General features: G+C 68.9%; 22 protein-coding genes. 11 read left to right on the top strand and 11 right to left on the bottom strand.

Annotated elements, in window-relative coordinates:
- Nucleotides 1–134: 134 nt before the first annotated feature.
- From phnD to IEY36_RS21405, 7 genes are all read left to right on the top strand, one after another.
- Nucleotides 135–1,046: a phosphonate ABC transporter substrate-binding protein gene (gene phnD / locus IEY36_RS21435; protein ID WP_188970655.1), complete on the top strand. Its 912-nt coding sequence runs from the start codon at nt 135–137 to the stop codon at nt 1,044–1,046.
- Complete coding sequence (gene phnE / locus IEY36_RS21430) at nt 1,043–1,897, top strand: phosphonate ABC transporter, permease protein PhnE (protein ID WP_188970653.1); 855 nt, start codon at nt 1,043–1,045, stop codon at nt 1,895–1,897. The genes phnD and phnE (IEY36_RS21430) overlap by 4 nt, the downstream gene beginning before the upstream one ends.
- Nucleotides 1,894–2,661, top strand: a complete 768-nt coding sequence (gene phnE / locus IEY36_RS21425; RefSeq protein ID WP_188970651.1) for a phosphonate ABC transporter, permease protein PhnE — start codon at nt 1,894–1,896, stop codon at nt 2,659–2,661. Before phnE (IEY36_RS21430) ends, phnE (IEY36_RS21425) begins: the two co-directional genes overlap by 4 nt.
- A gap of 279 nt (nt 2,662–2,940) precedes the next feature.
- Nucleotides 2,941–3,774: a universal stress protein gene (locus IEY36_RS21420; protein ID WP_188970649.1), complete on the top strand. Its 834-nt coding sequence runs from the start codon at nt 2,941–2,943 to the stop codon at nt 3,772–3,774.
- A 121-nt stretch (nt 3,775–3,895) separates the two neighbouring features.
- On the top strand, nt 3,896–5,065 hold the full coding sequence (locus tag IEY36_RS21415) for an efflux RND transporter periplasmic adaptor subunit (RefSeq protein ID WP_188970647.1): 1,170 nt from the start codon (nt 3,896–3,898) through the stop codon (nt 5,063–5,065).
- 6 nt (nt 5,066–5,071) lie between these two features.
- Nucleotides 5,072–8,215 carry an efflux RND transporter permease subunit gene (locus tag IEY36_RS21410; protein WP_188970645.1) on the top strand — a complete coding sequence of 1,048 codons (3,144 nt, stop codon included), beginning with the start codon at nt 5,072–5,074 and terminating at the stop codon, nt 8,213–8,215.
- A gap of 360 nt (nt 8,216–8,575) precedes the next feature.
- Nucleotides 8,576–10,906, top strand: a complete 2,331-nt coding sequence (locus IEY36_RS21405; protein ID WP_188970643.1) for a xanthine dehydrogenase family protein molybdopterin-binding subunit — start codon at nt 8,576–8,578, stop codon at nt 10,904–10,906.
- A gap of 180 nt (nt 10,907–11,086) precedes the next feature.
- Here IEY36_RS21405 and IEY36_RS21400 read toward each other — a convergent pair whose 3' ends face one another.
- The 8 genes from IEY36_RS21400 to IEY36_RS21365 all read right to left on the bottom strand — a co-directional run bounded on the left by IEY36_RS21400 (nt 11,087) and on the right by IEY36_RS21365 (nt 18,186).
- Nucleotides 11,087–11,749 (bottom strand): hypothetical protein, encoded by a 663-nt coding sequence (locus IEY36_RS21400; protein ID WP_188970641.1) that lies wholly within the window; start codon nt 11,747–11,749, stop codon nt 11,087–11,089.
- Between the two features lie 110 nt (nt 11,750–11,859).
- The gene (locus tag IEY36_RS21395) at nt 11,860–12,465 is read right to left on the bottom strand and encodes a hypothetical protein (RefSeq protein ID WP_188970639.1); all 606 of its coding nucleotides are present in this window, start codon (nt 12,463–12,465) and stop codon (nt 11,860–11,862) included.
- Entirely contained in the window at nt 12,466–13,509 is a 1,044-nt protein-coding gene (locus IEY36_RS21390) for an MlaD family protein (protein WP_188970637.1), read from the bottom strand. It lies immediately after the preceding gene.
- Nucleotide 13,510: 1 nt separating this feature from the next.
- Complete coding sequence (locus IEY36_RS21385; protein WP_188970635.1) at nt 13,511–14,263, bottom strand: ABC transporter ATP-binding protein; 753 nt, start codon at nt 14,261–14,263, stop codon at nt 13,511–13,513.
- 2 nt (nt 14,264–14,265) lie between these two features.
- A complete protein-coding gene (locus tag IEY36_RS21380) occupies nt 14,266–15,378 on the bottom strand; it encodes an ABC transporter permease (RefSeq protein ID WP_188970633.1) in 1,113 nt (370 codons plus the stop codon).
- Between the two features lie 92 nt (nt 15,379–15,470).
- A complete protein-coding gene (locus IEY36_RS21375) occupies nt 15,471–16,208 on the bottom strand; it encodes a TrmH family RNA methyltransferase (RefSeq protein ID WP_229681478.1) in 738 nt (245 codons plus the stop codon).
- Nucleotides 16,205–17,206 carry an Ldh family oxidoreductase gene (locus IEY36_RS21370; protein ID WP_229681477.1) on the bottom strand — a complete coding sequence of 334 codons (1,002 nt, stop codon included), beginning with the start codon at nt 17,204–17,206 and terminating at the stop codon, nt 16,205–16,207. The genes IEY36_RS21375 and IEY36_RS21370 overlap by 4 nt, the downstream gene beginning before the upstream one ends.
- Complete coding sequence (locus IEY36_RS21365; protein WP_188970631.1) at nt 17,206–18,186, bottom strand: Bug family tripartite tricarboxylate transporter substrate binding protein; 981 nt, start codon at nt 18,184–18,186, stop codon at nt 17,206–17,208. Before IEY36_RS21365 ends, IEY36_RS21370 begins: the two co-directional genes overlap by 1 nt.
- A gap of 94 nt (nt 18,187–18,280) precedes the next feature.
- Between IEY36_RS21365 and IEY36_RS21360 the strand changes: the two genes are divergently transcribed.
- A complete protein-coding gene (locus IEY36_RS21360) occupies nt 18,281–19,456 on the top strand; it encodes a M20 aminoacylase family protein (RefSeq protein ID WP_188970629.1) in 1,176 nt (391 codons plus the stop codon).
- Between the two features lie 273 nt (nt 19,457–19,729).
- Here IEY36_RS21360 and IEY36_RS21355 read toward each other — a convergent pair whose 3' ends face one another.
- The 3 genes from IEY36_RS21355 to IEY36_RS21345 all read right to left on the bottom strand — a co-directional run bounded on the left by IEY36_RS21355 (nt 19,730) and on the right by IEY36_RS21345 (nt 22,499).
- Entirely contained in the window at nt 19,730–20,905 is a 1,176-nt protein-coding gene (locus IEY36_RS21355; protein ID WP_272873139.1) for a UxaA family hydrolase, read from the bottom strand.
- A gap of 5 nt (nt 20,906–20,910) precedes the next feature.
- Nucleotides 20,911–21,195 carry a UxaA family hydrolase gene (locus IEY36_RS21350; RefSeq protein ID WP_188970627.1) on the bottom strand — a complete coding sequence of 95 codons (285 nt, stop codon included), beginning with the start codon at nt 21,193–21,195 and terminating at the stop codon, nt 20,911–20,913.
- Between the two features lie 74 nt (nt 21,196–21,269).
- Nucleotides 21,270–22,499 carry a phenylacetate--CoA ligase family protein gene (locus IEY36_RS21345; protein WP_188970625.1) on the bottom strand — a complete coding sequence of 410 codons (1,230 nt, stop codon included), beginning with the start codon at nt 22,497–22,499 and terminating at the stop codon, nt 21,270–21,272.
- Between the two features lie 78 nt (nt 22,500–22,577).
- Here IEY36_RS21345 and IEY36_RS21340 point away from each other — a divergent pair, with 78 nt between their 5' ends.
- The 3 genes from IEY36_RS21340 (at nt 22,578) to IEY36_RS21330 (ending at nt 26,734) form a co-directional block, all read left to right on the top strand.
- Nucleotides 22,578–23,432, top strand: a complete 855-nt coding sequence (locus IEY36_RS21340) for a branched-chain amino acid aminotransferase (protein WP_188970623.1) — start codon at nt 22,578–22,580, stop codon at nt 23,430–23,432.
- 321 nt (nt 23,433–23,753) lie between these two features.
- On the top strand, nt 23,754–25,133 hold the full coding sequence (locus IEY36_RS21335) for an LLM class flavin-dependent oxidoreductase (protein ID WP_188970621.1): 1,380 nt from the start codon (nt 23,754–23,756) through the stop codon (nt 25,131–25,133).
- A gap of 17 nt (nt 25,134–25,150) precedes the next feature.
- Nucleotides 25,151–26,734: an ABC transporter substrate-binding protein gene (locus IEY36_RS21330; RefSeq protein WP_188970619.1), complete on the top strand. Its 1,584-nt coding sequence runs from the start codon at nt 25,151–25,153 to the stop codon at nt 26,732–26,734.
- Nucleotides 26,735–26,749: the final 15 nt, after the last annotated feature.

Here is a 26,749-nt window from a genome sequence, read left to right as displayed (position 1 = left end):
GGACCTGCTCCAGGCCGGACAAGCGGGCCGCTTGTGCCCGCCAAAGCCTTGCATCACGGGCAATTCATCATCGCGTCACCGAAGCGTCGCGATCGCCATGGCACCGGGGCGCCGTCCTGCACCGGAGACCCGCCATGTCCTCGCGCCGCCTGTTCCTGGGCTTGCCCGCCCTCGCCGTGCTCGCCCGCCCGGCCCTCGGCCAGGCCGATTGGCGCGCGCAGTATCGCGAACTGCGCCTGGGCATCTCCTCGGCCGAGAATGAACGCGACGCCATCGCGCGCCAGCAGCCCTTCGCCGCCTATATGGAGCGCAAGCTCGGCGTGCCGCTGCGCGTCTATCGCGCCACCGACTATGCCGGCGTGGTCGAGGCGATGCGATCGAACAACATCGAATTCGCCCGCATCGGGCCGGCCAACTACGCACTCGCACGCCGCGTCATGGGCGATCGCGTCGTCGCCTTCGCCAAGGACATCGGCGATGACGGACGCACCGGGTACAATTCCGTCGCCTTCGTGAAGGCCGACAGCCCCTATCAGCGGATGGAGGACCTGCGCGGCAAGTCCTTCGCCTTCGCCGACCCGAACTCGACCTCGGGGTTCGCTTTTCCGTCCTATTTCCTGCGTCGCGGCGGCTTCGACCCGGCCACCTATTTCTCGCGCACCGGCTTCTCCGGCAGCCATGAGCAGAGCGTCATCGCCGTGCTCAACGGCACCTACGATGCCGGCGCGACCTATTGGAACAGTGCCACGCGCGGCAACATCCAGCGCATGGAGGAGAAGGGGATGATCCCGGCGGGCAGCACGCGGATCATCTGGACCAGCCCCGAGATCCCGAACTCTCCCTGGGTGCTGCGCACGGAACTGCCCGAGAGCCTGAAACGCGACTGGATCGCCGCGGTGATGGCGCTGCCAACCGAGGACCCCGCCGCCTTCCGCGTCGCCGCTTCCGACGCCCGCGGCATCGCGCCGGCGACGCATGAGGATTATCTCGACGTGATCGAGGTGGTGCAGGAGAACCTGGCGCGTCGCCGCAACCGCGGCACGTGACCAGCCTCGCGCAGAGCGCCGCCGCAGGGCGCTGGCGGCAGGCCGCGCTGGCACGGCGCCGGACGCTGCTGGTCGGCGCCGCGGTCTTCCTCGCCGCCGTGATCCTCGCCGCGCGGGTCGGCGAGGTCGATCCACGGCGCCTCGCCGCCGGGTTGCCAATGGCGGCGGACTACATCTGGCGCACCATCCCGACGCTGCGGCTGGACACGCTGGGTGCCGACCTCGCCGAGTGGATGTGGGGCCTCGGCCATTGGCTGCGCCTGCTGGGGGATACATTGCTGATCGCCTATGCCGGCACGGTGCTGGGCGGGCTGGCGGCGCTGCTGCTCTCCTTCCCCGCCGCCGCGACCTTCGCGCCGCGCTGGGCGGTGATGCCGGCGCGGCGGCTGCTGGAACTGGCGCGCACAGTGCCGGTGCTCGTGCTGGCGCTGATCTTTGTCTACGCCTTCGGCCTCGGCTCCTTCGCCGGCATGTTGGCGATCGCGGTGCACAGCACCGGCGCGCTCGGCAAGCTGTTCGCCGAGGAACATGAGAACGCCCAGCACGGCCCGGTCGATGGCGTCCGTTCGGCCGGCGGGTCCTGGGCGCAGCAGATGCGCTTCGGCGTGCTGCCGCAATCGATGCCGGGCGTGCTGAGCTATGGCCTGCTGCGCTTCGAGATCAACATGCGCGAGGCGAGCGTGCTCGGCATCGTCGGTGCCGGCGGCATCGGGGAGGAACTCTACCTCGCCGTGCGTCAGTTCGAATACCCGGACATCTCGGCCATCGTGGTGCTGATCCTGACGACCGTCGCGGCCATCGACCTGCTGTGCGAACGGCTGCGCCGGCGCGTGATCGGGCCGCGCGCATGAGGCGGTTCGGCACCGCGCCGGTGATCTTCGCCACCGGCTTCCTGCTGCTGGCCGCGGCGCTGTGGCGCGTCGATGCCTCGCCCGGCCGCGTCTGGGAAGGGCTGTCGCGGCTTGGCTGGCTGTTGGCGCTGATGTGGCCGCCGAGCCCAGGCGGCGACCTGCCCGACCTGCTCGAAGGCCTCGCCCAGAGCCTCGCCATGGCCTTCCTCGGCACCGTGCTGGCGGCCAGCCTGGCGCTGCCGCTGTCGCTGCTGGGCGCCGGCAATGTGGTCGGTTCCGCGCTGCTACGCTTCTCCGTGCGGCGGCTCTATGACGGGCTGCGCGGCGTTGACACGCTGGTCTGGGCGCTGATCTTCGTCTCGGCGGTGGGGATGGGTCCCTTCGCCGGCATCCTGGCGCTGATGGTGCCGGATATCGGCACCCTGGCGAAGCTGTTCAGCGAGGCGCTGGAAGCGGCCGATCGCCGCCAGGTGGAGGCGGTGCGCGCGGCCGGGGCGGGCCGACTGCTCGCGGTGCGGCTGGGGCTGCTGCCGCAGGTCGCACCGGTGATGCTCTCGCAGGTGCTCTACACGCTGGAATCGAACACGCGCTCGGCGACCATCCTCGGCGTGGCCGGCGCCGGGGGGATCGGCCTCGCGCTGTCGGACAGGATCCGCATCAACAACTGGGACGAGGCGGCCTTCATCATCCTGATGATCCTCGCCGCCGTGGCGGTGATCGACTGGGCCAGCCGCACGCTACGGCTGCGGTTGATCCGCCCGTGAGCGTGTGTTCCGGCCGGCGCCGGCCCGCCCCCCCACCCGGCCGCCCGACGTCAGCATCCTGGATGGACGGGCGCGCGGGCCGGTGCCGGCGCGTCAGGACAGCCCGCCAGGCTTCGCGCCAGGGGCGATCCGCGTTAGAGCGTGTGCCCATCTGCCGGCACCGGCCCGATCATCGCCCTTGCGTCGGCGCTGCGCGGTCCCGCCGCCGGGCGGGAATGACACGGCGCCAGGCTCCGCCCGTGCGGGACAGGCTCCAGAATCCTGGGCGAGGGTTGAGCCATGCTGCGCAGTATCCTGGTCGCATTGGACGATACCGAGGGCTCCACCCGGGCGCGGGACCTCGCTTTCGCGCTGGCCCGGCAGACCGGCGCCGCGTTGACCGCCGCCACCGTGCTCGACTGGCCGCATGCGCGCGACGCCAATGAAGCCGTGCCGCCCGGTGCCGGCGCCTTCAAGGAACGGCGCGACGCCGCCCGCGCCCAGCGGCTGGAAGCCGAGGCCGACCAGGCCTTCGCCGCCTGCATCGTGGCCGCCGGCGATACGCCCTTCACCAAGCAGCGCCTGACCGAGGCGCCGGAGGAAGCGCTGCTCGCCGTTGGTGCCTCGCATGACCTGCTCGTCATCGGCCGCGATGCGACGCTCGGGCTAGAGGTCAATGACGGCGGCCTGGCGCCGGTGATCGAGGCGCTGCTGCGCGACGGCGCGCGCCCGCTGCTCGTTGTCCCGGCCGAGCCGGTGCCGGCGGCCGGCGGCGTGCTGGTCGGCTATGACGGGTCGATCTCCTCGATGCGGGCGATGCAGCTTTTCGCGCTGCTTGGCATCGGCGCCGGCCTGCCGGTGAAGGTGCTCTCGATCGCCGCCGCCAAGCCGGACGCGCAGCGCCTCGCCGAGGAAGGGTCGGCCTATCTGCGCAGCCACGACCTGACGGCAGAACCCGTTGCGGTGGTCAGCAGCCATCCGCTCGACGCGCTGCTCGCCGAAGCGACGGCCATGCCCGCGCGCATGATGGTGATGGGCGCGTATGGGCATTCCGGCCTGCGCAACCTGTTCCGCGGGTCGAAGACCGAGAAGCTGCTGACCGCCTCGCCCTGCCCGGTTTTCGTTGCCCATTGAAGCGACATCCGCTCGTCACGGAAATTTTATTGGAGACTGTTAAGTTTCGAACGAGGCTCGGGCGGGCTTGACGCCCTGCACAAGCCCGCCCCATCTCCGGGGTTCGCCAATGGATGTCGTCATGAATCGACTGTTTGCCGGCGCTGTCGCGCTGCTCCTCGCCGGTGCGCAGCCGGCCGCCGCGCAGTTCGGACCGCAGGGGCCACCCGCGGTGGGCGTCATCACCGCCGAACGCCGCCCTGTCACCGAGACATCGGAATTCGTCGGCCGGGTCGAGGCCACGGACCGCGTCAACATCCGCGCCCGCGTCGTCGGCTTCCTGCAGGAAAGGCTGTTCCGCGAGGGCGGCGACGTCACCGAGAACGAGGTGCTGTTCCGCATCGAGCGCGCCCCCTTCGAGGCGCAGCTCGAACAGGCGCAGGCGAGTCTCGCTGGTGCCACCGCGACGCTCGAGAATGCGCGGGTCGCACTCAGCCGTGCGCAGGATCTACGGCGCACCGGCGCGGGCACGCAGGTCGCGCTCGACAATGCGCAGGCGGCCGAACGCACCGCCGCGGCCTCGGTGCTGTCGGCCCAGGCGGCGGTCCGCGTCGCGCAGATCAGCCTCGACTACACGGACATCAAGTCGCCGGTGGCCGGGCAGATCGGTCGCGCGCTGCTGTCGGTCGGCAATGTCGTCGGGCCGGATGCCGGAACGCTCGCGACCATCGTGAGCCAGGACCCGATGCGCGTCGCCTTCACGGTCAGCCAGCGCACCGCGCTCGACCTGCGCAACCGCTTCGAAGGGCGCGGCGGGCCTGATGCGTTGCGCGTGCGCATCCGAACCGCCGATGGGCGGATGTATGACCAGGTCGGCCGCGTCGACTTCGTTGACAACCAGATCGATCGCAACACCGACACCATCCTGATCCGCGCGCTGATCCCGAACCCGGTGCGCCGCGCCACCGAGAGCGAGACGCCGGTCACCCCGCGCTTCCTGATCGATGGCCAGTTCGTCACCGTCTATCTGGAAGGCGCGGAGCCGGTGCTGACCATCACCCTGCCGCGCGCCGCCGTGCTGCAGGACCAGCAGGGGGCCTATGTCTTCATCGTCGGCGAGGGCAACAAGGCGGAGCGGCGCAACATCACCCTCGGCCGTTCGACCGGCGAGGTCGCGGTCGTCGAGACCGGCCTGCAGGGCGGCGAGACCGTGGTGGTAGACGGCGTGCAGCGCGTCCGGCCAGGCCAGCCGGTGAATCCCGCGCCAGCAGCGCCGCCGCCGGCACGAGCCGCCACTCCGGCGCGGGGCTGAGCGCCCGTGTTCTCAGCCATTTTCGTCGACCGGCCGCGCTTCGCGATGGTCATCGCCATCGTCACGGCGCTGGCCGGCTCGCTGGCGATGCTGCGCATCCCGGTCTCCCAGCTGCCGGACATCGTGCCGCCGCAGGTCTCGGTGACCACTCGCTTCCCCGGCGCCTCGGCGACCGTCATCGAACAGACCGTCGCGCAGGTGATCGAGGCCTCGGTCAATGGCGTCGACCGCATGATCTACATGCGCTCGAACAGCGCCAATGACGGGTCCTACAGCCTCAACGTCTCTTTCCAGCTCGGCACCAACCCGGACCTCGCCACCGTCAACGTCAACAACCGCGTGCAGGCCGCGCTCGCGCGACTGCCGCAGGAGGTGCAGCGCCAGGGCGTGACCGTGCGCAAGCAGTCCTCCGCGGTGCTGCAGTTCATCTTCCTGTATTCCGAGAGCGGCGAGCACACGCCGCTGTTCCTGTCGAACTACGCGACCATCAATATCGTCGACCGGCTGGCCCGCGTGCCCGGCGTCGGCCAGGTGAACCTGTTCGGCGCGATGGATTATTCCATGCGCATCTGGTTCGAGGTGGACCGGCTGATCAGCCTCAACCTCACGCCATCGGACGTGGTCGCGGCGATTCAGGCGCAGAATGTGCAGGCACCCGTCGGCCGGCTTGGCGGCCGGCCGGTGCCTGATGACCAGCAGTTCCAGATCAACCTCGAAACCCGCGGACGATTGTCCACGCCCGAGGAGTTCGGCGACATCCTGATCCGCGCCAACCCCGACGGGTCGGTGCTGCGGGTGCGTGATGTCGCGCGCGTCGAACTCGGCGCCGCCAGCATGGACACCGAGAGCCGCTTCGACGGCAAGCCGGCGGTGACCTTCGGCGTCTATCTCCAGCCCGGCGCCAATGCGGTGACGGCCGCCGAGAATGTACGGCAGGCCCTGAACGAAATGCGCACCCGCTACCCGGCGGGCGTCAACCACCGCGTCTTCTTCGACACCTCGGACTTTGTGAACGACACGATCCACGAGGTGATCAAGACCCTCATCGAGGCCTTCATCCTCGTCGTCATCGTGGTGTTCCTGTTCCTGGGGAACATGCGCGCGACGATCATCCCGACCATCGCGGTGCCGGTCAGCCTGATCGGCGCCTTCATCATCCTGCTCGCGCTCGGATATTCGGCGAACACCATCTCGCTGCTGGCCATGGTGCTGGCCATCGGCATCGTCGTCGATGACGCCATCGTGGTGGTGGAGAATGTCGAACGGGTGATGGAAGAGGAACCGCACCTCACCCCCGCCGAGGCGACCAAGAAGGCGATGGCGCAGATCACCGCGCCGATCATCGCCATCACGCTCGTGCTGCTTTCGGTCTTCGTGCCGATCGGCTTCATCCCGGGCCTGTCGGGCGAGTTGTTCCGCCAGTTCGCGGTGACGATCAGCGCGGCGATGATCATCAGCGCGATGAATGCGCTGACGCTCTCGCCCGCGCTGTGCGCGGTGTTCCTGCGGCCGCACCCGCATGCCGGCGGGCATCGGCCCGGCATCATGGGCCGCTGGCTGCGCGGCATCGACTGGGTGCGCGACCGCTATGCCGGGATCGTGACGCGGCTGGTGCGCGTGTCGATCCTGTCCATCGTGCTGACCGGCGTCTTCTTCTTCAGCATCTGGGAGATGTCGAAGATCACGCCCTCGGGCTTCCTGCCGCAGGAAGACCAGGGCGCCTTCTTCGTGCAGGTGCAGTTGCCGCAGGGGGCTTCCGTCTCCCGCACGCGCGAGGCGGTGGTCCAGGTCGAGGAAATCCTGAAAGCCATCCCCTCGGTGCAGGGGACACTGGCGATCGTCGGCTTCTCGCTGATCGATGGCGGCGCGCAGTCGAATTCCGCCTTCCTGGTGGCGCGGCTGAAGCCCTTCGCCGACCGCACCACGGCGGCGATGTCGGTGCAGGCGGCGATCGGCCGGGTCTTCGGCGCGGGCAGTGCGATCCGTACGGCGAATGTCTTCGCCTTCAACCTGCCGCCGATCATCGGCCTGGGCACCGGCGGCGGCTTCGAATACATCCTGCAGGATTACGAGGGCCGGCCGCCGGCGGACCTTGGCGCGGTGATGCTGTCGCTGGTGGTGGCCGCGAACCAGGACCCCAACCTGACCGCGGTCTTCTCCACTTTCAACGCCACCAATCCGACGCTGTTTCTCGACCTCGACCGCGAGAAGGCACAGGCGCTCGGGCTGCGCATCTCGGACGTTTTCGCCACGCTGCAGGCGACGCTGGGCGGCTTCTATGTCAACGACTTCAACCTGTTCGGCCGGACCTGGCAGGTGAACCTGCAGGCCGAGGCGGCCGACCGGCGCGACGTCGACAACATCTGGCGCATCCATGTGCGCAACAACCGTGGCGAGATGGTGCCGCTGCGCGCGGTCGCCGATGTGCAGACGCGGCTCGGGCCGCAGACCATCTTCCGCTACAACAACTACCGCGCCATCTCGATCAACGGCGCACCACGGCCGGGGGTTTCCTCGGGCGAGGGGCTTGCGGCGATGGAAGCCCTGTCGGCCCGCGTGCTGCCACGCGGCTATGGCTATGAATGGACCGGCACGGCGTATCAGGAGAAGCTCGCCTCCGGGCAGACGGCCTACATCCTCGCGCTGGCAGTGATGTTCGCCTACCTGTTCCTCGTCGCGCTGTACGAATCTTGGGTCATCCCGGTGCCGGTGCTGCTGTCGGTGGCGGTCGGCGTGCTGTCGGCTTTCGGGGCGCTGTTCGTCGCCAAGATGCCGCTCGACATCTATGCGCAGATCGGCCTGGTGGTGCTGATCGCGCTGGCCGCCAAGAACGGCATCCTGATCGTCGAATTCGCCAAGGAAAAGCGCGAGGAAGGCCTTTCCATCCGCGAGGCGGCGATCATGGGGGCCAGGCTGCGCTTTCGCGCGGTGATGATGACCTCGATCGCCTTCGTGCTCGGCCTGGTGCCGCTGGTCTTCGCTACGGGCGCGGCGATGCTGTCGCGTCGCGCGGTGGGCACGGCGGTGTTCGGCGGCATGATTGGTGCCGCGGTCATCGGCATCTTCATCATCCCGATGCTCTATGTCGTGTTCCAAAGCATGCGGGAATGGTCGAAACGGAAGTTCGGGCGGAAGGCCGCTGTGTCGTAAGTGAAGGCTGGAGGGGCGTCGCCCCTCCAGACCACCCCACCAAAGGGCAGTGCCCTTTGGAATGCCATCTGTTGGCATTGGGCACCGCTCCGGGACCGATGCCGAAACCCGCCTCGGTGCCCAGCGGGTGTTTCGCGGGTCGCGCTGCGCCCTTCCACCCGACACCCGGTATCGGTTTCCGAAGGCCCCCCGGCCGATGGGCACCCAACGACTTTGCTGTGCAACATCGTTAGGTGCCCCTGGCGAGGTGAGGTCCGGAGTGGGGCGGCGCCCCTCTCCGCCGCGTCAGGACCGTCCCCCCTTCCCTTTCCCGCCCCGCATCGCAGATGATGGGCTCAGGAACCAAGGGAGACCCCGCGCATGGCAAAGTTCGGCCTGAGCCAATCCATCCGTCGCGTCGAGGATCCGCGCCTTCTCAAGGGTGGCGGCCGCTACACGGATGACGTCGCCGTGGCGGGCCAGGCGCAGGGCTATGTCCTGCGCAGCCCGCACGCCCATGCGAGGATCGCCTCGATCGACACCGCTGCCGCGAAGGCGATGCCTGGCGTGCTCGGCGTCTGGACCGCGACGGACCTCACCGCTGCCGGCATCGGCCACCTGCCCTGCCTCGCCCCGGTGAAGTCGGTCGATGGCAGCCCGACCTCGGACACGCCGCATCCGGTGCTGGCCGACGGCGTCGTCCGTTATGTTGGCGACCCGGTCGCCTTCATCGCCGCCGAGACCATCACCCAGGCGCGCGATGCCGCCGAGGCGATCGAGGTGGAGTACGACGTGCTGCCGGCGGCGACCGACCTCGCCACGGCGACCGAGGCCGGCCAGCCGCAGATCTGGCCGAGCGCGCCGAACAATACCTGCTTCGACTGGCATATCGGCGACGCCGCCAAGGTGGACGCGCTGATCAGGCAGGCCGCCCACGTCACGACGCTGCGCGTGGTGAACAACCGCGTCGTCGTCAATTCGATGGAAGCGCGCGCCGCGCACGCCGACTACGACGCCGGGCGCCAGCATTGGACGCTGACGACCAATACTCAGGGCTCCTGGCTGGTCCGCAACGTGCTGGCCAAGAACATCTTCAACGTCTCGACCGACAATTTCCGCGTCGTCACCCCCGATGTCGGCGGCGGCTTCGGGATGAAGATCTTCATCTACCCCGAGCACGTGCTGACCTGCTTCGCGGCACGCGCGATCGGCCGCGCAGTGAAGTGGACGTCGGAACGCACCGAGGCGTTCCAGTCCGACACCCATGGCCGCGACAACATCACCATCGGCGAGTTGGCGCTCGACAAGGACGGCAAGTTCCTCGCGATGCGCACCAAGAACTGGGCGGGGATGGGCGCGTATCTGAGCACCTTCGCCCCCTTCATCCCGACCGGGGCGGGGACCAAGGTGCTCGCCTCGGTCTATGGCTTCCAGGCGATCCACGCGCAAGTCATCGGCGTGATGACCAACACCGTGCCCGTCGATGCCTATCGCGGCGCCGGGCGGCCGGAGAGCAACTACCTGGTCGAACGCCTGATCGATACGGCGGCGCGCGAGGTCGGCATCGACCGCATCGAGCTGCGCAAGCGGAACATGGTGCCGTCCTCGGCCATGCCCTACACCTCGGCGATGGGGCAGCGGTACGATTCCGGCGAATTCGCCATGCTGATGAATGCCGCGCTGACCAAAATGGACTGGGCCGGCTTCCCCGCCCGCAAGGCCGCGGCTGCGAAGCGCGGCAAGAAGCGCGGCATCGGCCTCGCCTATTACCTCGAGGCCACCGGCGGCGCGCCGACCGAGAATGCCGCGGTGAAGTTCGCCGATGACGGCTTCGTCGATGTCTATGTCGGTACGCAATCCACCGGCCAGGGGCACGAGACCGCCTATGCCATGATGACGAGCTTCGAACTCGGCATTCCGATCGAGAAGATCCGCGTCAAGCAGGGCGATTCCGACACGCTGCCAGATGGCGGCGGCACCGGCGGCGCGCGCAGCCTCTATTCCGAGGGCCAGGCGATCCTGGTGACCACCGCGACGGTGGTCGAGAAGGGCAAGAAGGCGGCGTCCGAACACCTCGAAGCCTCCGTCGCCGACATCGAATTCACTCCGCGCGAGGGTGGTTTCACCGTGGTCGGCACCGACCGCAGCATCGGCATCCTCGACCTCGCCGCCGCGCAGCGGAAGAAGGTCGCGGCCGGCATCGAGGCGACCATCCTCGACGCGCAGGAAACCGCCGAGATCAAATCCCACACCTTCCCCAATGGCTGCCACGTCGCCGAGGTGGAGGTCGACCCCGAGACCGGCATCGTCTCCATCCCGCGCTACATCGTGGTGGACGATGTCGGCCATGCGCTGAACCCACTGATCGTGCGTGGGCAGGTGCATGGCGGCGTGACCCAGGGCATCGGCCAGGCGCTGCTGGAACGCACCGCCTATGACGGCGAGAGCGGACAGCTCATCTCGGCATCGTTCATGGACTACGCGGTGCCACGGGCGGATGACCTGCCCGACATCGATGTCGACCTGATCGAGGTGCTCTGCGAAACCAACCCGATGGGCGTGAAGGGCGCGGGCGAGGCCGGCGCGGTCGGCTCGCCGCCGGCGGTGATGAACGCGCTGGTCGATGCGCTGGCGGAATCCGGCGTCGCCACCATCGACATGCCGGCGACGCCCGAGGCGGTGTGGAAGGCGCTGGCGAAGGCCGCAGCCTGAGAAAGGCCGGAGGGGCCTTGCCCCTCCGGATCACCCCACCAAAGGACAGTGTCCTTTGGAATGGCACTTGTTGGCGCCGGGCAGGATGGGCCGGCTGCGTCGCCGGCGTGGGCGCATGCGCTCCGCGGGAACAAAAAGGGCGGACCCTCGCAGGTCCGCCCTCATAGTTTGCCAGCCCGCTTACTGCGGCAGCGGCACCGTCACGTTGGTCACATCGCACAGGTTCACCCCGCGGCGTTCCTGCGACTGGCCGTTCTGGTAGACGAAGCGCATATCGTACATGCAGTCGCCTTCCGGCAGCCGGATCGGGAAGGTGGCGCCCGGCGCAACGGTGTCATTGCCAAGCCGGTCGGGGCCCCAGTTCTGGTCGGTGGCCAGCGAGGCATAGACCTCCATCACCACAACCTGCCCCTGGTTCACCAGGTTGAAGGACGGGTTGCCGCGCGGGCCCTGGGTCTGGCCCTGCTGCGGCGCCTGCCGCTGCTGCCCGCCCTGCTGCGGCCGGCCGTCGAAGACGACCTCGGTCAGGTTGCACAGGTTGACGTTGCGGCGTTCCTCGGGCGGGCCGCCCTGGCGGTCGTAGACGACGCGCAGGTCGTAGATGCATTCGCCCTGCGGCAGGCGGATGACGAAGTTGCGCCCCGCCGGCACGATGTTCTGGCCCAGCCGGTCCTGGCCCCAGTTGCTGTCCGAGGAGGGCGAGGCGTAGGCCTCGTAGATCACCCGGTTGCTTCGGTTTACCAGGTTGAAGGATGGGTCGCCGGTCTGCGCCTGCGCCACGGGGACCAGGCCCCCCATGGCGAGAACGGCGGCAGCGGCGATGACCAGACGTCTGAACAGCATGCGGGCTCTCCTTCCCGAGGGTCCGGGCATGTCGCCCGTTCATTCCGCGCATACGCTAGCCGAGCCCGATGACAGCGCCAACAGCGCCACATCACACCATGCGAAGCATTTCAGGCGTAGCGCGCCAGCGCCTGTTCCAGCGAAGCCAACGCATTGCCGAGCGCCGCCGACATCGCCGCCGCCGCCTGCTCGGCGGTCGGCGGCGCGGTGCCGCTCGCGAGCGGGGCCGTGCCATCCGTCACCAGCTGCCCGACCAGCCGGCTGCCATTGCGTTCATCCACCAGCAGCAGCGTCAGTTCCGCCCGGCCGACGCCCTGGCCCTGCATGGCAGCGAGCGCGGTGATCTCGCCCTCCATGACGAAGTCGGGCGTCACCCGGCTGCCGGGTGACAGGATGGCGGCGAACAGATGCGAATCGATCAGCCAGCGGCGCAGCGACTGCTCCGCGGCCTCGGCCGGCGGCGCGGCCCATTCGGCGTAGAAATCGAGGCTCTCGGTGCCGTCGGGGCGGATGATGCGCAGGTTGCGCGTCTCCATCCCCGCCCCGGCGCGCAGCGTGCGCAGCAGCAGCGTACGCCGACCGCGCCCGGTCCGCGGTGCCCCGATCCGTCGCGGTTCCAGCGGAAAGCGCTGCGTCTCGAGATAGGGCCGGTCGGGCAGCACCGAACAGGCGGCGAGGGCAAGCGGGGCAAGCAGAAGGCTTCGGCGATGGGTCATTCAGCGTCGGTCCCGTGGCGGCGGCGGCGGCTGGCCGAACAGCGATTGCGAGGGGCTGCGGCGCAGCGCCTCGGCGGTGTCGCGCAGGCTGGCGGCGGTCGCGCGCAGGTCGCGCAGCAGCGGGCCGAGGTCGGCCTGCGCATCGCTCGTGGTGCCGCGCACGCTGCGCAGCGCGAGTTCGAGCGACTGGATCACCGCCGGCAGCCGCGCAATGGAGGTGCGCAAATCGGCCGCGGCCTGGCTGATGTTGTTCACCGCACCAGCCACGGCGGGGCCTTGTAGCAGTTCCTCTGCGGCCTGGCCGGCGCCGCCGACGCGGTTCACCGCCACGCGCACATCGCGCACCGTGGCGGCCAACTCGGCACCCTCGATCGCCTCGCGCAGCGCGGTCATCGTCGCCGCCGCCTCGCGCAGGGTCAGGGCGAGGTCGCCCTGGCCGCTCACCTGGCTGCGCAGATCCTGGATGAGGTCCGTGGCGGAGCCGAACAGCGCTTCGAGGTCGACATCCGACAGGCGGCTCATCAGCCGCTCGGCGGCGGAGGTCACCTGGCTGATGGTGGACGGAATGGACGGGATGTAGGGGTAGGCCGGCGTCCACGGCACCACGATCGGCGGGAACCGCTCCGGATCGACGAAATCGGCCTCGAGATAGGAGACGCCGGTGACCCCGGTGCTGGCCATGCGCACCCGCAGGCCGGCACGCACCGCATTCTCGACCGACGAATTGCCGTAGCGCCTGGGGTCGAGGGCGAAACGGATCAGCACCAGCCGGTTCGCCGCGTCGTCCACGCCGCCACCGGATACGCCATAGACGACCGAGGTCAGCCCGAGTTCGGTGACCCGCCCGACCGCCACGCCGCGGAAGCGCACCGGCGCGCCGACCTCGAGCCCGGCGACCGATTCCCGCACATAGGTCTCGAACATCACCTGCCGCGACCCGAAGCCGCCAGAGGTGAGGAACAGGATGAAGCCGATCCCCAGCGCGGCGCCGACCACCACCAGCGTGCCGACGCGCAGATAGAGCGAACGTCCGGAACGGGCCATGCTAAGCGGCCTCCCGCCGGAAGAAGGCCCGCACGGTGGGCTGGGTGCTCTCCGCCTTGAGCTGCCGTGGGTCGCCTTCGGCGATCATGCCCTGCGCTTCCTTGTCCAGCATGATGCAGCGATCGCCGATTGCCAGGATCGACTGCAGTTCATGCGTCACCACCACGAAGGTCGTGCCGGTGTCGCGCGCGATGTCCTTGATCAGCTTGTCGAGCCCGGCCGAGGTGATCGGGTCGAGCCCCGCCCCGGGCTCGTCGAGGAAGAGCAGGGGTGGGTCGAGCGCCATGGCGCGGGCGATGCCGGCCCGCTTCGCCATGCCGCCGGAAATCTCCGCCGGCAACTTGGCCGCGGCATCGCCGAGCCCCACCAGGCCGAGCTTGGACCGCGCCAGCGCCTCACGCGCCGGGCGCGACAGGTCGGTATGTTCCTCGAGCGGCAATTCGACATTCTCCGCCAGGGTCATGCTGCCGAACAGCGCGCCGGACTGCCACATCACGCCGATGCGGCGCAACAAGGCACGCCGCTCGTTGTCGTCTTCCTTGGCCAGTTCCTCGCCCAGCAGCCAGGCGTGGCCAGCGGCGAGCGGCACAAGGCCGATCAACGCCTTGAGCAGGGTGGACTTGCCGCAGCCCGACCCACCGAGGATCACGAAAATCTCACCCCGGCGGACCTCGAAGCTGACATCCTTGAAGATGGTCTTGCTGCCGAAGCGCACGGACAGGCCCTCGGCGCGGATGACAGGGTCTTCGGCCATGGTCAGATGCCCAGCCGGAAGAACAGCACGGCGAAGACGCCATCCATCATGACGATGGCGACGATGCCGCCGACCACCGCCGCGGTCGCCGCGTCGCCCACCGCGCGCGGCCCGCGCCCGGCCGACAGCCCGGCGCGGCAGCCGATGCCCGCGATCACCAGCCCGAAGCAGGCCGCCTTGAACAGCCCGCCGGCCAGGTCCTGCAGCGACAGCCACTGCTGCAACTGGCTCTGCACCGAAGCCCAGGGGTAGCCGAGCGTGCCCATGATCAAGGTCATGCCGGCGAGACCCGCGACATTCATCAGCATCGCCAGCACCGGCATGGCGAGCGTCGCCGCAATCAGCCGCGGCAGCACCAGCATGGCGGTGGCGTCGATCCCCATGATCTTCAGCGCGTCCACTTCCTCATTCACCGTCATGGTGCCGAGCTCGGCAGCGAAGGCCGAGCCGGTGCGCCCGGCCAGCACCACGCCGGCCAGAAGTGGCCCCAGTTCGCGCAACAGCGAGATGCCAACGAGGTTCGGAACGAACACCTCAGCCCCGAAACGCCGCAACGGGATGGAGGACTGGTAGGCGAGGATCACGCCGATCAGGAAGCCGAGCAGCAGGGTCAGCGGAAAGGCCCGGGTGCCGACTTCGTCCAGGTGGCGCAGCACATCCGACCAGCGCAGCAGGCGCGGGCGGGCCAGGGTGCGCAGGATGGTGACCAGCGCCTCCCCCATGAAGGCCACGCCCGCTATGCCGTTGCGCACCTTGCCCACCGTGGCGCGGCCGATCGCGGTGATCGGGTGCCATGGCGGCGGCGGGCCGGGTGGCGGGATGGTGGCGAGCGCCTTGCGGGTGCGTTCCAGCACGGCTGCCGCCTGGTCCGGCGCGCCGCGCAGTTCGGCATCCGGCGCGGCGGTCAGCAACATGACGGCGCCGGCGGAATCGACCGATTCAAGGTCGCTGAGGTCGAGCGCGGCGATCGGGTCGCCCTGCGCCGCCTTCATCGCCTGGGGCCACAGCCGGGCGGCGGCGGCGATGTCGATGCGCCCACTGACGCGCAGCACGCGGCTGCCGCCTTCGGTGAGCGCCTCGATCTGCGCTGTCGCGTCGCCCGGGCTTGCGTCCATCCGCTCGATTGGACCGATACCGCACCGCACCGCAAGCCCCTACCGGGGCACATCCCGATGAGCGGGCCCGCATGAAGCCCGGCCCGTGCCCATCATCCGCCGCTGAGCGTGTGGATCAGCACGGCGGCGGCGACCGAGACGTTCAGGCTCTCGACCGGCCCGGCCGGCGGCAGCGTCACGCGCATCGCGCAGGCGCCGAGCGTCGCGGCGCCGAGCCCCACCTCCTCATTGCCCAGCACCAGGGCGATGGCGGTGTCGCGCGGGATCGCCTGGGGCGGCACGCCGCCGCGCGCCACCGCGGCGACCGTCAGGATGCCGGGCGCGATGCCGCGCAGCGCCAGAGGGAGGTCCGCCGCGCCATAGATGTCCAGGGCTTCCAGCCCACCCTCCGAGGTGCGGAAGGCGGCATCCGACAACCCGGCCTGGCGCGGGTCCCCCGACAGCAGCAGGGCGCGACAGCCGAAAAACGCCGCTGAGCGCGCGATGGCGCCGAGATTGTGCGGATTGCCGATGCCATCGAGCACCGGCGTGACGCGCGTCGCGGTGATGGACGGCGGCAGGTTGCGCGGATCGAGCGCCAGCACCGGCCGCGGCAGCGCCAGCGCCACCAGCCCGCCATTGTGCTGCGTGCCGGCAATGCGGGCGAGGTCGGCGGCCGTCACCTCCCGATAGGGACGGCGATGACGCGCCATGATGGCGCAATGCGGTCCGGCCTCGCGCCGGCGCTCCGGCGTGTGGAACAGGCGCATCACATCCTGCGGCCGGCGCGCAAACAACGCGGCGACGGCGGCCGGCCCGCAATGCCGGTCCAGGTCCTGCTGGGCGCTCACAATGCGGAGAGGGCCAGCAGGCGTTGATGCAGCGCGTCGGGGATATCGACGCCATCGGATGCGGCGCGCGCCGTCAACGCGTCGCGCCGGCTGCCGGGTAGGCGGACGCCATCCTCGGCGGTCATGGCGGCGACGAAAGTCTCGATGCGGGCGGCGAAGGCGTCGGTGCCGGCGAGGGCGCCAGGGTCCACTACCAGCAATGCCTGGCCCAGCCGCGGACGGTTGCCGGCATCCTCGAAGAAACTGTCGGCTTCGAAGCCGAAGGCGGCACCGGTCAGGGCGCAGCACAGCAGTTCCACCACCATCGCCAGCAGCGCGCCCTTGGCCCCACCCATGGCGAGCATCGCGCCCGACAAGGCGGCCTTCGGGTCGGTGGTCGGCCGGCCGAGCGCGTCGACCGCCCAGCCTTCGGGGATCGGGCGACCTTCCTTGGCGGCGACCATGATCTTGCCGCGCGCGACTTCCGACAGCGCCATGTCGATAACCAGCGGCGGTCCGCCGCGGCGCGGGAAGGCGGCGGCAATCGGGTTGGTGCCCATCAGCGGGCGCGCGCCGCCGGGCACCGGCATTGCCGCCGGCGAATTGGTGAAGGCCAGCGCCACCAGCCCCTGCCCGGCCAGTCGCGCGACCGGCAGGCCCATCGCGCCCGAATGGTGCGAATTGGTAACGCCGGCAAAGGCGACGCCATGGGCGCGAGCGCGCCAGGCGGCTTCCGCTTCCGCCAGCGCCAGCGCCGGATAGGCGAGGCCGTGCCGTGCATCGACCAGCACCGCGCCGCCACGTTCATTGACGATCCGCGGCACTGCGGCGCCATCGGCGCGGCCGTTGCTCAGGAACGCCGCGTATTGCGGCACGCGCGACAGGCCATGTCCGGCCTGGCCGGCGGCTTCCGCCGCCGCCAGGGCGCGGGCGGTCGCCGCCGCCATGTCAGGCCCCGCGCCAGCGGCGGCCAGGGCGGTGCGCGCGAGCGCTTCCGCGTCGTCGAGAGATATCCGCATCAGTCCGCGCGCAATCCTGCTTCCTGGACCAACCGCGCCCAGCGCGCGGTCTCCGCCGTAACGAATGTGATGGACCGTGTACGATCCCAGCCCTCCACCGTGAAGCCTCCCTCGCGCGCGCGGCGTGACACGTCCGGGTCGCGGATGGCGGCGAGCGTCGCCGCTTCGATCTGTGCGAGAATCGGCGCAGGCACCGCGGCAGGCACCATCATCGCGGTCCAATTGGTCATTTCGAGCCCCGGCTGACCAAGTTCCTTGACCGTCGGCACATCGGGCAGCAGCGGGTGGCGTTCGGCCGAGGTGATGGCGAGCGGGCGCAGCCGCCCTGCCTGCACCTGCGCGATGCATTCCGGCAGATTGGCGACGACGAAATCGATGTTGCCAGCGACCAGATCCGTGATGACCGGCGCGCCGCCGCGATAGGGAACATGCTGCAGATTGTCGCCCGCATGCGCCGCGATGCGCAACAATTCGAGACCGAGATGCGGCGGCGACCCATTGCCCGAGGAACCCGCATTCATCCGCTCGGTGCGCGCCCGCGTGATCAGGTCGGCCAGGCTGCGCGACGGATTCTTCTCCGCATTCACCACCACCACCAGCGGCAGCGAGCCGAGTACCGAGACCGTTGTCAAATCCTCACGGAAATTGAACGGCGCATTCGGGAACAGCGTGGCGTTGACCGTATGCGTCATGGTGATGGCGAGCAGCGTGTAGCCGTCCGGCGCGCTCTTGGCGACCGCGTCGGCGCCGATCAGCGCATTGCCGCCGGCGCGGTTCTCGATGATGACGGGTTTGTTCCAGATTTCGGACAGCTTCTGCCCGACGAGGCGCGCCATGATGTCGGTGAGGCCACCCGGCGGGAAAGGCACGATGTAGCGGACGGGATGGTCGGGGAAGGCGCCCTGCGCCCGCGCCGCAACGGGCAGAAGCGTCGCGGCCGGAATGCCGGCGAGCAGAGAACGGCGATTGAGCATGAACATGGTCCTCTCCTGGTCTTATCGTTGGGGCAACGGTAGCTCAGTCGCGCGTCGCGCCCTATAGGGTTTGCTTTCCCCGACAGCGATGGAGTGACGCGTGAGCGCAGTGGACCGGATCCGCGACTGGCAGGATGAATTCACCGCCTGGCGGCGAGACTTCCATGCCCATCCCGAACTCGGATTCGAGGAGGTACGCACCAGCGCGCTGGTGGCTGAACGCCTCGCTTCCTGGGGCATCGAGGTGCATCGCGGCATCGGCAGGACCGGCGTGGTCGGCGTGCTGCGCAACGGCAATGGCCAAGGCCGCATTGGCCTGCGCGCCGACATGGACGCGCTGCCGATGCCCGAGGCGAATGACGTCGCGCATCGTTCCACGATCGACGGCAAGATGCATGCATGCGGGCATGACGGGCACACCACCATCCTGCTCGCCGCCGCGCGGTATCTCGCGGAGACGAAAAATTTCGACGGCACCGTCCACTTCATCTTCCAACCCGCCGAGGAAGGCCGCGGCGGCGCGCAGGCGATGCTCGCTGACGGGTTGTTCGATCGCTTCCCCTGCGATGCGGTGTTCGGGCTGCACAACCGCCCCGGCCTGCCGGTCGGGAAATTCGCCATCCGCCCCGGTCCGGTGATGGCCGGCGCGCTGTTCTTCGACATCATCGTGCAGGGTCGCGGCGGGCATGGCGCGCGGCCGGAATCGACGATCGATCCGGTGATCGTCGGCGTACAGATCGTCTCAGCATTGCAGACCATCGTGTCGCGCAACGTCGCCGCCCTGGATTCGGCGGTGATCAGCGTGACCGGCTTCAATGCGGGTGACGCCCACAACGTCATTCCCGACCGCGTGACGATGAAGGGCACCGTGCGCGCCTTCAAGGTGGAGACGATGCGCCTGGTCGAGGAGCGCATGCGCATGGTGGCGCAATCCATCGCCGCCGGCTTTGGCGCCACCGCCGAGGTGATCATCCGCGAGATCGCCGCGCCCACCATCAACACACCGGAAGAAGCGGTCGCGATAGGCGACGCCGCCGCCGCGCTGGTCGGCGAGGCGCATGTCGAACGCAACCGCTCGCCGGTGATGGGCAGCGAGGATTTCGCCTACATGCTGCTGGAGAAGCCCGGCGCGTATATCCATGTCGGCAACGGCGTTGGCGATGCCTGGGGATGCGAGGTGCATAACGTGCATTACGACTTCAACGACGCCGCAATCCCGTATGGGGCGGGGATGATGGCGACGCTGGTCGAGCAGAAGATGCCGCGGGTGGGGTGAGACGGTTGGAGGGGCGCTGCCCCTCCAAACCGCCCCGCCAAAGGGCTAAGGGCCTCTGGACACCTTGAATTGGCGTCGGGCCCGATGGTCTGGCCAGGACAAGAAAAGTCGCGCCGGGCCCAGTGCCAGGGAATCCGCTTGGCAACGGGCGGAGCGGGCGTCCCGCTCCCGCAAAAGCCCCGCTCTGCTCAACACCAAGTATCGGTTTCCAAAGGCCTCGGGCCTTTGGTGGGGTGACGTCCGGAGAGGGGCAAAGCCCCTCTCCGGGGCACGTCACGCGCTCTCGTACAACCGCGTCAGGCTGTACTCGCGATGCCCGAGGATTTCCGCCGCGGTGAACTGACCGTCCGCGGTGCGGATGATGCAGTCGAGCAGCGCCTCGCCGGCATCGTGCAGGTTCATCTGCTTCTGCAGCAGTCCGGTCACGTCCACGTCGACGTGCTCGGACATGGTCCGCATGGTGCGCGGATTGGCCGTCAGCTTGATCACCGGCAGGATTGGGTTGCCGATGACGTTGCCCTGACCGGTCGGGAAGGTGTGCACCGCAAAGCCGGAGGCCGCGCAGAGCGTCACCATCTCGGCTGCCGCCGAGGATGAATCCATGAACCACAGGCCCGGATGCGTCGGCATCTCGGCCTTGTCGAGCACGCCATCGACCGTGCACTTCTTGCCGATCTTCTGGATGTTGCCGAGCGCCTTTTCCTCGATGGTGGTCAGGCCACCCTCGATGTTGCCCTTGGTCGGCTGGCTGTCGGACAGGTCGGAGGTCTTGTTGGCTTCGACGATCGCCTGGTAGCGGTCGAACATCCGCATGAAGTCGGCGCGGATCTCGGGCGTCTTGCACCGCGCCGCGACCAGGTGCTCGCCGCCCGTGAGCTCCGTTGTCTCGCCGAAGACCAGCGTATTGCCGTTCTCCCAGAGCTTGTCGAAGGAATCGCCAACGGTCGGGCAGGAAGCGAGGCCGGAGGTCGTGTCGGATTCACCGCACTTCGTCGACACCCACAGGTCCACCATCGGCGCGCGCGTCTTCTTCAGCGCGGTCGCGTACTTCACCATGCGATAGGCGGCGCGGGAGGCGGCGGCGATCGTGTTGATGTCGCCATTCTGCTCGATGGCGAAATACTCGACCGGCTTGCCGGTGGCGGCGATGCCCTCGGCCACCTTCGACGCCCAGCCGAGTTCGATGCCGATGACCACGACGGCCGCGACATTCGGGTTACAGCCTGTGCCGATGATGGTGCGGAAATGCAGGTCGAGATCCGCGCCGAACTGCAGGCGGCCATAGGCATGGGGGATCGCCAGCGTGCCCTGGATGTTGCGCGCCACGCCTTCGGCCGCGGCATTGGAGATGTCGTCCACCGGCAGGATGAGCACGTGGTTGCGCACGCCCATGCGGCCATTGTCGCGGCGCCAGCCTTCGAAGGTGGCGTTCTTGAGATTGATGCCCATGGCGCTTACCACCGCTTCGTCTTGACGTTGTGGACGTGCAGATGTTCGCCCGCGCCGATGTCGGCGACGGCCTTACCGATATCCACGCCGTACTTGATGATGGTGTCGCCCTTGGCAATCGCCTTGATGGCGACCTTGTGGCCGATCGGAATGTCGGACTTGGCCGGGAATTCGATCATCCGGTCCTGGTCCATGATCCAGCCGTTGAGCGTCTGGCCGGATTTGATCCCCTCGACGACCACGACGCCGGCGGAATCGCCTTCGTCATGGACGCAGAAATGCACGGTCATGTCGTGCCCTCCCCTTGGTACTGTGGCACGACGCTAGGGCGGCGGCGGAGGGTGGTCAACGCGGGCTGCCCCGGTCACCCGACAGGTCGCTCATCCGCAATGACTTTTCCATCATTCGGCAGGCTGCCGAAGGGCACGATCTCGACCGTGCCACGCAGCCGCGTCACGGCCTGCAACGACGCCGCCACCGCATCGGCCAGCCCCGCCGCCGCCGGCGCCTCCACGCGCAAGGTCATCGCGTCCTGCTCCGCCATGCGCGTGACCACCAGGCGCAGCCGCCCCACGCCCGGATGACGCAGCGCGATCTCGGCCACCTGCTCCGGCCGCACGAACATTCCCTTCACCTTTGCCGTCTGGTCGGCGCGGCCGCGCCAGCCGGTGATCCGCATGTTGGTCCGCCCACAGGACGACACGCCAGGCTGTACCGCCGAGAGGTCCCCGAGCGCCAGGCGCAGCACCGGATGTGCCGGATCCAGCACGGTGACGACGACCTCGCCGACCTCACCATCAACCACCGGGTCGCCGGTGCCGGGGCGGACGATCTCGACCAGTACCTGCTCGGCCACCACCATGCCTTCGCGCGCGGCGGTCTCGTAGGCGACGCAGCCGAGATCGGCGGTGCCGTACATCTGGTAGGCGTCGATGCCGCGCGCCTTGATCTCCGCCTGCAATGATGGCGGAAAGGCCGCGCCGGAGACCAGCGCCTTGCGGATCGAACGCACATCGCGCCCGCCCGGCTCGGCCGCATCAAGCAGTATCTTCAGGAAGTCCGGCGTGCCGGCATAGCCGGTGGGCCGATAGGCCTCGATCAGTTGCAACTGCGCCTCGGTATTGCCCGGCCCGGCCGGAATCACCGCGCAGCCGACCGCCTGCAATCCATGATCCATCATCCAACCGCCCGGGGTCAGGTGATAGGCGAAGGTGTTCAGCGCCACGTCGCCGGCCCGGAATCCGGCCGCGACGAAGGCACTCGCCAGGTGCCAGGGGTCAGGGCTTCGGGATTCGCCCTCGAAAATCGGCCCCGGGGACATGAAGAGCCGCGCGAAGGACCCTGGGGCGGTCGCCCCAAGGCCGCCAAAGGGCGGGTCGGCCTTCTGTGCCGCCGGCAGATCGGCCTTGCGCAGCACCGGGATGCGCGCCAGCGCCGGCCGGCCGGTCACCGTGACCGGGTCGATGCCCGAGAGCCGCGTCGCCTGGGCCGGGGCCCGCGCAGCAGCCATGACCACCTCCGGCAACAGGCGAGCCAGCTCTGCGTCCCGCGCATCGGCACTGCGCGTCTCGCGCGCGTCAAAAAATTCTCCCATGGCGTCCCTTCCTGGCAGGCTCTTCTCTGGGTGCTGCCTTCGTGGCACATCCTCCGCCTGACGAGCCTGGAGGGAAAGATGGCCGGCGTGTTCTGGTACGATGGCACATGGACAACCGAGGAGCCGAAGATTGTCGGCCCGATGGACCATGCCTTCTGGTTGGGCTCGGTGATTTTCGACGGCGGCCGTGCCATCAAGGGCTGGGCGCCCGACCTCGACCGTCACTGTGCCCGCGCCGTCGCCTCGGCGAAGGCGATGCTGATGAAGCCGACCAAGACCGCCGCCGAGATCGAGGCCCTGTGCCGCGAAGGCATCCGCCGCATGGGGCCCGAGGCCGAGCTCTACATCCGTCCGATGTTCTTCATCCGCAAGGGCCTCGGCGCCGCGCGGCCGGACCCCGACAGCACGGATTTCATCCTGTCGGTTTATGACAACCCGATGCCGAATTGGGCGGGCTTCTCGGCCGTGATGGCGCCGTTCCGCCGCCCGACGCCGGAAATGGCGCCGACCGATGCCAAGGCCGCCTGCCTGTACCCGAACGGCGCGCGCGCTTCGGCCTTTGCCGCGGCCCAGGGTGCGGACAATGCAGTGATGTGCGACGCGATGGGCCATGTGGCGGAATTCGCCTCGGCCAATCTGTGGTTCGCCAAGGATGGGCGCGTCGTCACGCCGGCGGCGAACTTCACCTTCCTCAACGGCATCACGCGGCAGCGCATCATCACGCTGTTCAAGGATGCCGGCGTGACGGTCGAGGAACGCACGGTGAAGCCGGCCGAGCTCGAGGCTGCGGACGAAATCTTCTCGACCGGCAACTACGCCAAGGTGCAGCCCTGCACCCGCTACAACGGGCGCGACATGCAGATCGGCCGCTTCGCGACGCAGGCGCGCGAGATGTACTGGCGCTGGATGGAAGCCGCCCCGAAAGTCGTCTGATACCGGCCAACCTTGCGGCTGATCCGTATCAGAATCCTGGTTTCGCGCGCAGCCGCGATACTGCTCCTGAGCACCATACCGTTCGCCTTTCCGACGACCCCGTCATCTGAAAGCTGAACGGTATGGCACCGGGGCGCCTTGCCCAGGATTTCCGCAGGCATTGCCGCCGCCGCGTTCAACCGGGCGCGGCGGCCTCTATTTTGCGCCCACGACACGGATTGCCACGCCGCCATCCCGGGTGTCTGCTTCTCTCCGGAAGGTGATTGACCCAAGCGCCGCATCCGGCGCGCGGCCATCACGCGGGACCGGAGGGCCACACCCATGGCTGCCCCACGCAAGATCCGCCTCGGCGTCTCCATGATCGGCATGGGCTACCACCTCGCGGGGTGGCGGCACCCAGACGCTTCGGCCGGCGGCAACATGGAGCTCCAGCACGCCGTGCGCGTGACGCAGACCGCCGAGCGCGGCCTGCTCGACATGGCCTTCCTTGCCGATGGCGTCGGCATCCGCTTCAACGACGTGCCGGCCGGTGCGCTATCGCATACCAGCAAGAACGTGCAGTTCGAACCACTGACGCTGCTCTCCGCGCTGGCGATGGTGACCAGCCATGTCGGCCTCGCGGCGACGGCCTCCACGACCTACAACGAGCCCTATCACATCGCCCGCAAGTTCGCCTCGCTCGACCACATCAGCGGCGGGCGCGCGGCGTGGAATGTGGTGACCAGCGCGACCGACATGGAGGCGCAGAATTTCGGCCTGGTCGGCGCCCCGCCCAAGACCGGCCGCTACGACCGTGCCGCCGAATTCGTCGAGGTGGTCAAGGGACTCTGGGAGTCCTGGGAAGACGACGCCTTCATCCGCGACAAGGCCTCCGGGCTCAACTACGACCCCGCCAAGGTCCATGTGCTGAACCACGAGGGCGCGCATTTCCGTGTAAAGGGTCCGCTCAACGTCGCGCGCACGCCGCAGGGGCGGCCGATCATCATCCAGGCCGGCGCCTCGGACCAGGGGCGCGAACTCGCCGCCGCGACGGCGGATGTGATCTATGCCGCCTCGCAGACCATCGAGGATGCGCGCGCCTACTACGACGACGTGAAGGGCCGCATGGCGCGGTACGGCCGCGAGCCGGAGCATCTGAAGATCATGCCCGGCATCATGGCGGTGCCAGGCCGCACGCGGCAGGAAGCGCAGGACCGCTACGAGGTGCTGCAGGAACTGGTGCAGCCGGTCGCTGGCCTCGGCGCGCTGGCGAATTACCTCGGCGACCTGTCGGCATACGATCTCGATGGCCCGGTGCCGGAACCGGACCCCGCCGACCGGCGCGACCACAGTCGCGGTACGATCTTCCTCGAGATGGCGCGGCGCGGAAACCTGACCATCCGCCAGCTGTATCTGTCCATCGCCGGCGGCAACGGCCATCGCATGGTGGTCGGCACGCCGGCCGACATCGCCGACGCGATGGAGGAATGGTTCCACGGCGGCGGCGCGGACGGCTTCAACCTGCTGCCCACCTGGCTGCCCGGCGGGCTCGAGGAGGTGGTCGAGATGGTCATCCCCGAATTGCAGCGCCGCGGGCTGTACCGCACCGCCTATGAAGGCCGCACGCTGCGCGAGAATCTCGGCCTTGCCTGGCCCGAACACCCCGCCGCCGCCGCGCGCCGCGCCGCCCTCGCCCAACAACTCGGCAGCGCCGCCCAATGAAGACCTGGAGCACGACGATGCGCAATCACACGCTGGGCATCGCCCTGCTGCTTGCCTGCGGCCTCGCCGTATCGCCCGCTGCCGCGCAGACGCTGCGCATCGGCATGAAGGCCGCGGTGGATGGCTCCGATCCGCACCAGTCCTACAGTCCGAACCGCAATGTGCAGATGCACGTGTATGAGTCGCTGGTGTTCCAGGACGAGAACCTGCGACCGGTCCCGGGCCTCGCCGAATCCTGGCGCGTAGTGGACGACAACACCTGGGAATTCCGGCTCCGCGAGGGCGTGACCTTCCATGACGGCACGCCACTGACACCGGAAGACGTCGCCTTCTCGATCCGCCGGGCGGCGGCCGCGCAAGGCCTCCGCACCTATAGCGCGCAGACGCGCAGCATCGTAGCGGTGGAGACGGTCGATGCGGGCACCGTGCGCATCCGCACCGACGGGCCTTCGCCGCTGCTGCCGAGCAATCTCGCCGCCATCATGATCGTCTCCGCCGTCGCGGTCGGCACCACGGCAACCGAGCAGGATTTCAACGGTGGCCGCGCCGCGGTCGGTACCGGGCCGTATCGCTGGGTGCGCTTCACGCCCGGCAGCGACGTCACGCTCGAACGCGCACCGCATCATTGGGCACCGACCGAGCCATGGGAACGCGTGGTGTTCCGCTTCATTCCGAATGACAGCGCGCGCGTCTCGGCGCTGCTCGCCGGCGATGTCTCCGTCGTCGATGCGGTGCCGCCCGCGTTGTATGGTCGCGTGCGGGCTGACCCGCGCAGCGAACTGGTCACCGCGACCTCGGGCTTCAATTTCTACATGTACATCGACAGCGGACGTGCGGTTTCGACCTTCGTCACCGGCCCCGATGGCCAGCCACTGCCCAACAACCCGCTGCGCGACCGGCGCGTGCGCCTCGCGCTGTCGCATGCCATCAACCGCACCGCACTCGCCGAACGGGCCATGGAGGGCGGCGCTGAGCCGGCGGGGCAGATCGCGCCGGCGAATTTCATCGGCTATGTCCCCGACCTGCCCGTGCCGGCCTATGACCCCGCGCGTGCGCGCGCGCTGCTCGCCGAGGCCGGGTATCCGAATGGCTTCGGCCTCACCATCCAATGCACCGGCGACCGCTTCGCCGGCGATGCGCGCAGCTGCCAGGCGATCGGCCAGATGCTGACCGCCATCGGCATCAGGACCGAGGTGGAGGCGCTGCCGTCATCCATCTTCTTCCGCCGCGCCAATCGGGGTGCGAACGGCAATCCGGAATTCTCGGTGTCCCTTTCGATGTTCTTCACCACCACGGGCGCGGCGCCGGAGGGGATGAACTCCATCCTGCGCACCTACAACAACGACCTGCGCCACGGGGCATCCAACCGCGGCCGCTATTCCGATGCGGTGCTGGATGGGCTGCTCGGCCAGATCGAGACTACGCTCGACGACACGAGGCGCGAGGAACTGACGCAACAGGCGGTGCGGCGCGCAATGGAGGAAGCCGCGATCATCCCGGTCTTCTTCGTCCGCTCCGGCTGGGGTACGGCGAAGAACATGACGCTGGTGCCGCGCGGAGACCAATACACCATGGCGACCGGCATCCGCCTCGCCCGTTGACCATCTGGGGGAAAA

It is taken from the genome of Neoroseomonas lacus (genome assembly GCF_014644535.1).
Classification (GTDB): Bacteria; Pseudomonadota; Alphaproteobacteria; order Acetobacterales; family Acetobacteraceae; genus Neoroseomonas; species Neoroseomonas lacus.
The sequence above is the reverse complement of the archived record's forward strand: the minus strand, read 5'-3'. Positions and strand labels throughout refer to the sequence as shown.

What these genes read in the sequence shown, in the direction of transcription:
- IEY36_RS21330 (WP_188970619.1), top strand. Translation starts at nt 25,151, where the DNA reads ATGCGCAATCACACGCTGGGCATCGCCCTGCTGCTTGCCTGCGGCCTC.
- IEY36_RS21385 (WP_188970635.1), bottom strand. Translation starts at nt 14,263, where the DNA reads ATGGCCGAAGACCCTGTCATCCGCGCCGAGGGCCTGTCCGTGCGCTTC.
- IEY36_RS21415 (WP_188970647.1), top strand. Translation starts at nt 3,896, where the DNA reads ATGAATCGACTGTTTGCCGGCGCTGTCGCGCTGCTCCTCGCCGGTGCG.
- phnD (WP_188970655.1), top strand. Translation starts at nt 135, where the DNA reads ATGTCCTCGCGCCGCCTGTTCCTGGGCTTGCCCGCCCTCGCCGTGCTC.
- IEY36_RS21420 (WP_188970649.1), top strand. Translation starts at nt 2,941, where the DNA reads ATGCTGCGCAGTATCCTGGTCGCATTGGACGATACCGAGGGCTCCACC.
- IEY36_RS21335 (WP_188970621.1), top strand. Translation starts at nt 23,754, where the DNA reads ATGGCTGCCCCACGCAAGATCCGCCTCGGCGTCTCCATGATCGGCATG.
- IEY36_RS21390 (WP_188970637.1), bottom strand. Translation starts at nt 13,509, where the DNA reads ATGGCCCGTTCCGGACGTTCGCTCTATCTGCGCGTCGGCACGCTGGTG.
- IEY36_RS21380 (WP_188970633.1), bottom strand. Translation starts at nt 15,378, where the DNA reads ATGGACGCAAGCCCGGGCGACGCGACAGCGCAGATCGAGGCGCTCACC.
- phnE (WP_188970651.1), top strand. Translation starts at nt 1,894, where the DNA reads ATGAGGCGGTTCGGCACCGCGCCGGTGATCTTCGCCACCGGCTTCCTG.
- IEY36_RS21400 (WP_188970641.1), bottom strand. Translation starts at nt 11,749, where the DNA reads ATGCTGTTCAGACGTCTGGTCATCGCCGCTGCCGCCGTTCTCGCCATG.
- IEY36_RS21405 (WP_188970643.1), top strand. Translation starts at nt 8,576, where the DNA reads ATGGCAAAGTTCGGCCTGAGCCAATCCATCCGTCGCGTCGAGGATCCG.
- IEY36_RS21355 (WP_272873139.1), bottom strand. Translation starts at nt 20,905, where the DNA reads ATGGGCATCAATCTCAAGAACGCCACCTTCGAAGGCTGGCGCCGCGAC.
- IEY36_RS21350 (WP_188970627.1), bottom strand. Translation starts at nt 21,195, where the DNA reads ATGACCGTGCATTTCTGCGTCCATGACGAAGGCGATTCCGCCGGCGTC.
- IEY36_RS21345 (WP_188970625.1), bottom strand. Translation starts at nt 22,499, where the DNA reads ATGGGAGAATTTTTTGACGCGCGCGAGACGCGCAGTGCCGATGCGCGG.
- IEY36_RS21365 (WP_188970631.1), bottom strand. Translation starts at nt 18,186, where the DNA reads ATGTTCATGCTCAATCGCCGTTCTCTGCTCGCCGGCATTCCGGCCGCG.
- IEY36_RS21370 (WP_229681477.1), bottom strand. Translation starts at nt 17,206, where the DNA reads ATGCGGATATCTCTCGACGACGCGGAAGCGCTCGCGCGCACCGCCCTG.
- IEY36_RS21340 (WP_188970623.1), top strand. Translation starts at nt 22,578, where the DNA reads ATGGCCGGCGTGTTCTGGTACGATGGCACATGGACAACCGAGGAGCCG.
- IEY36_RS21395 (WP_188970639.1), bottom strand. Translation starts at nt 12,465, where the DNA reads ATGACCCATCGCCGAAGCCTTCTGCTTGCCCCGCTTGCCCTCGCCGCC.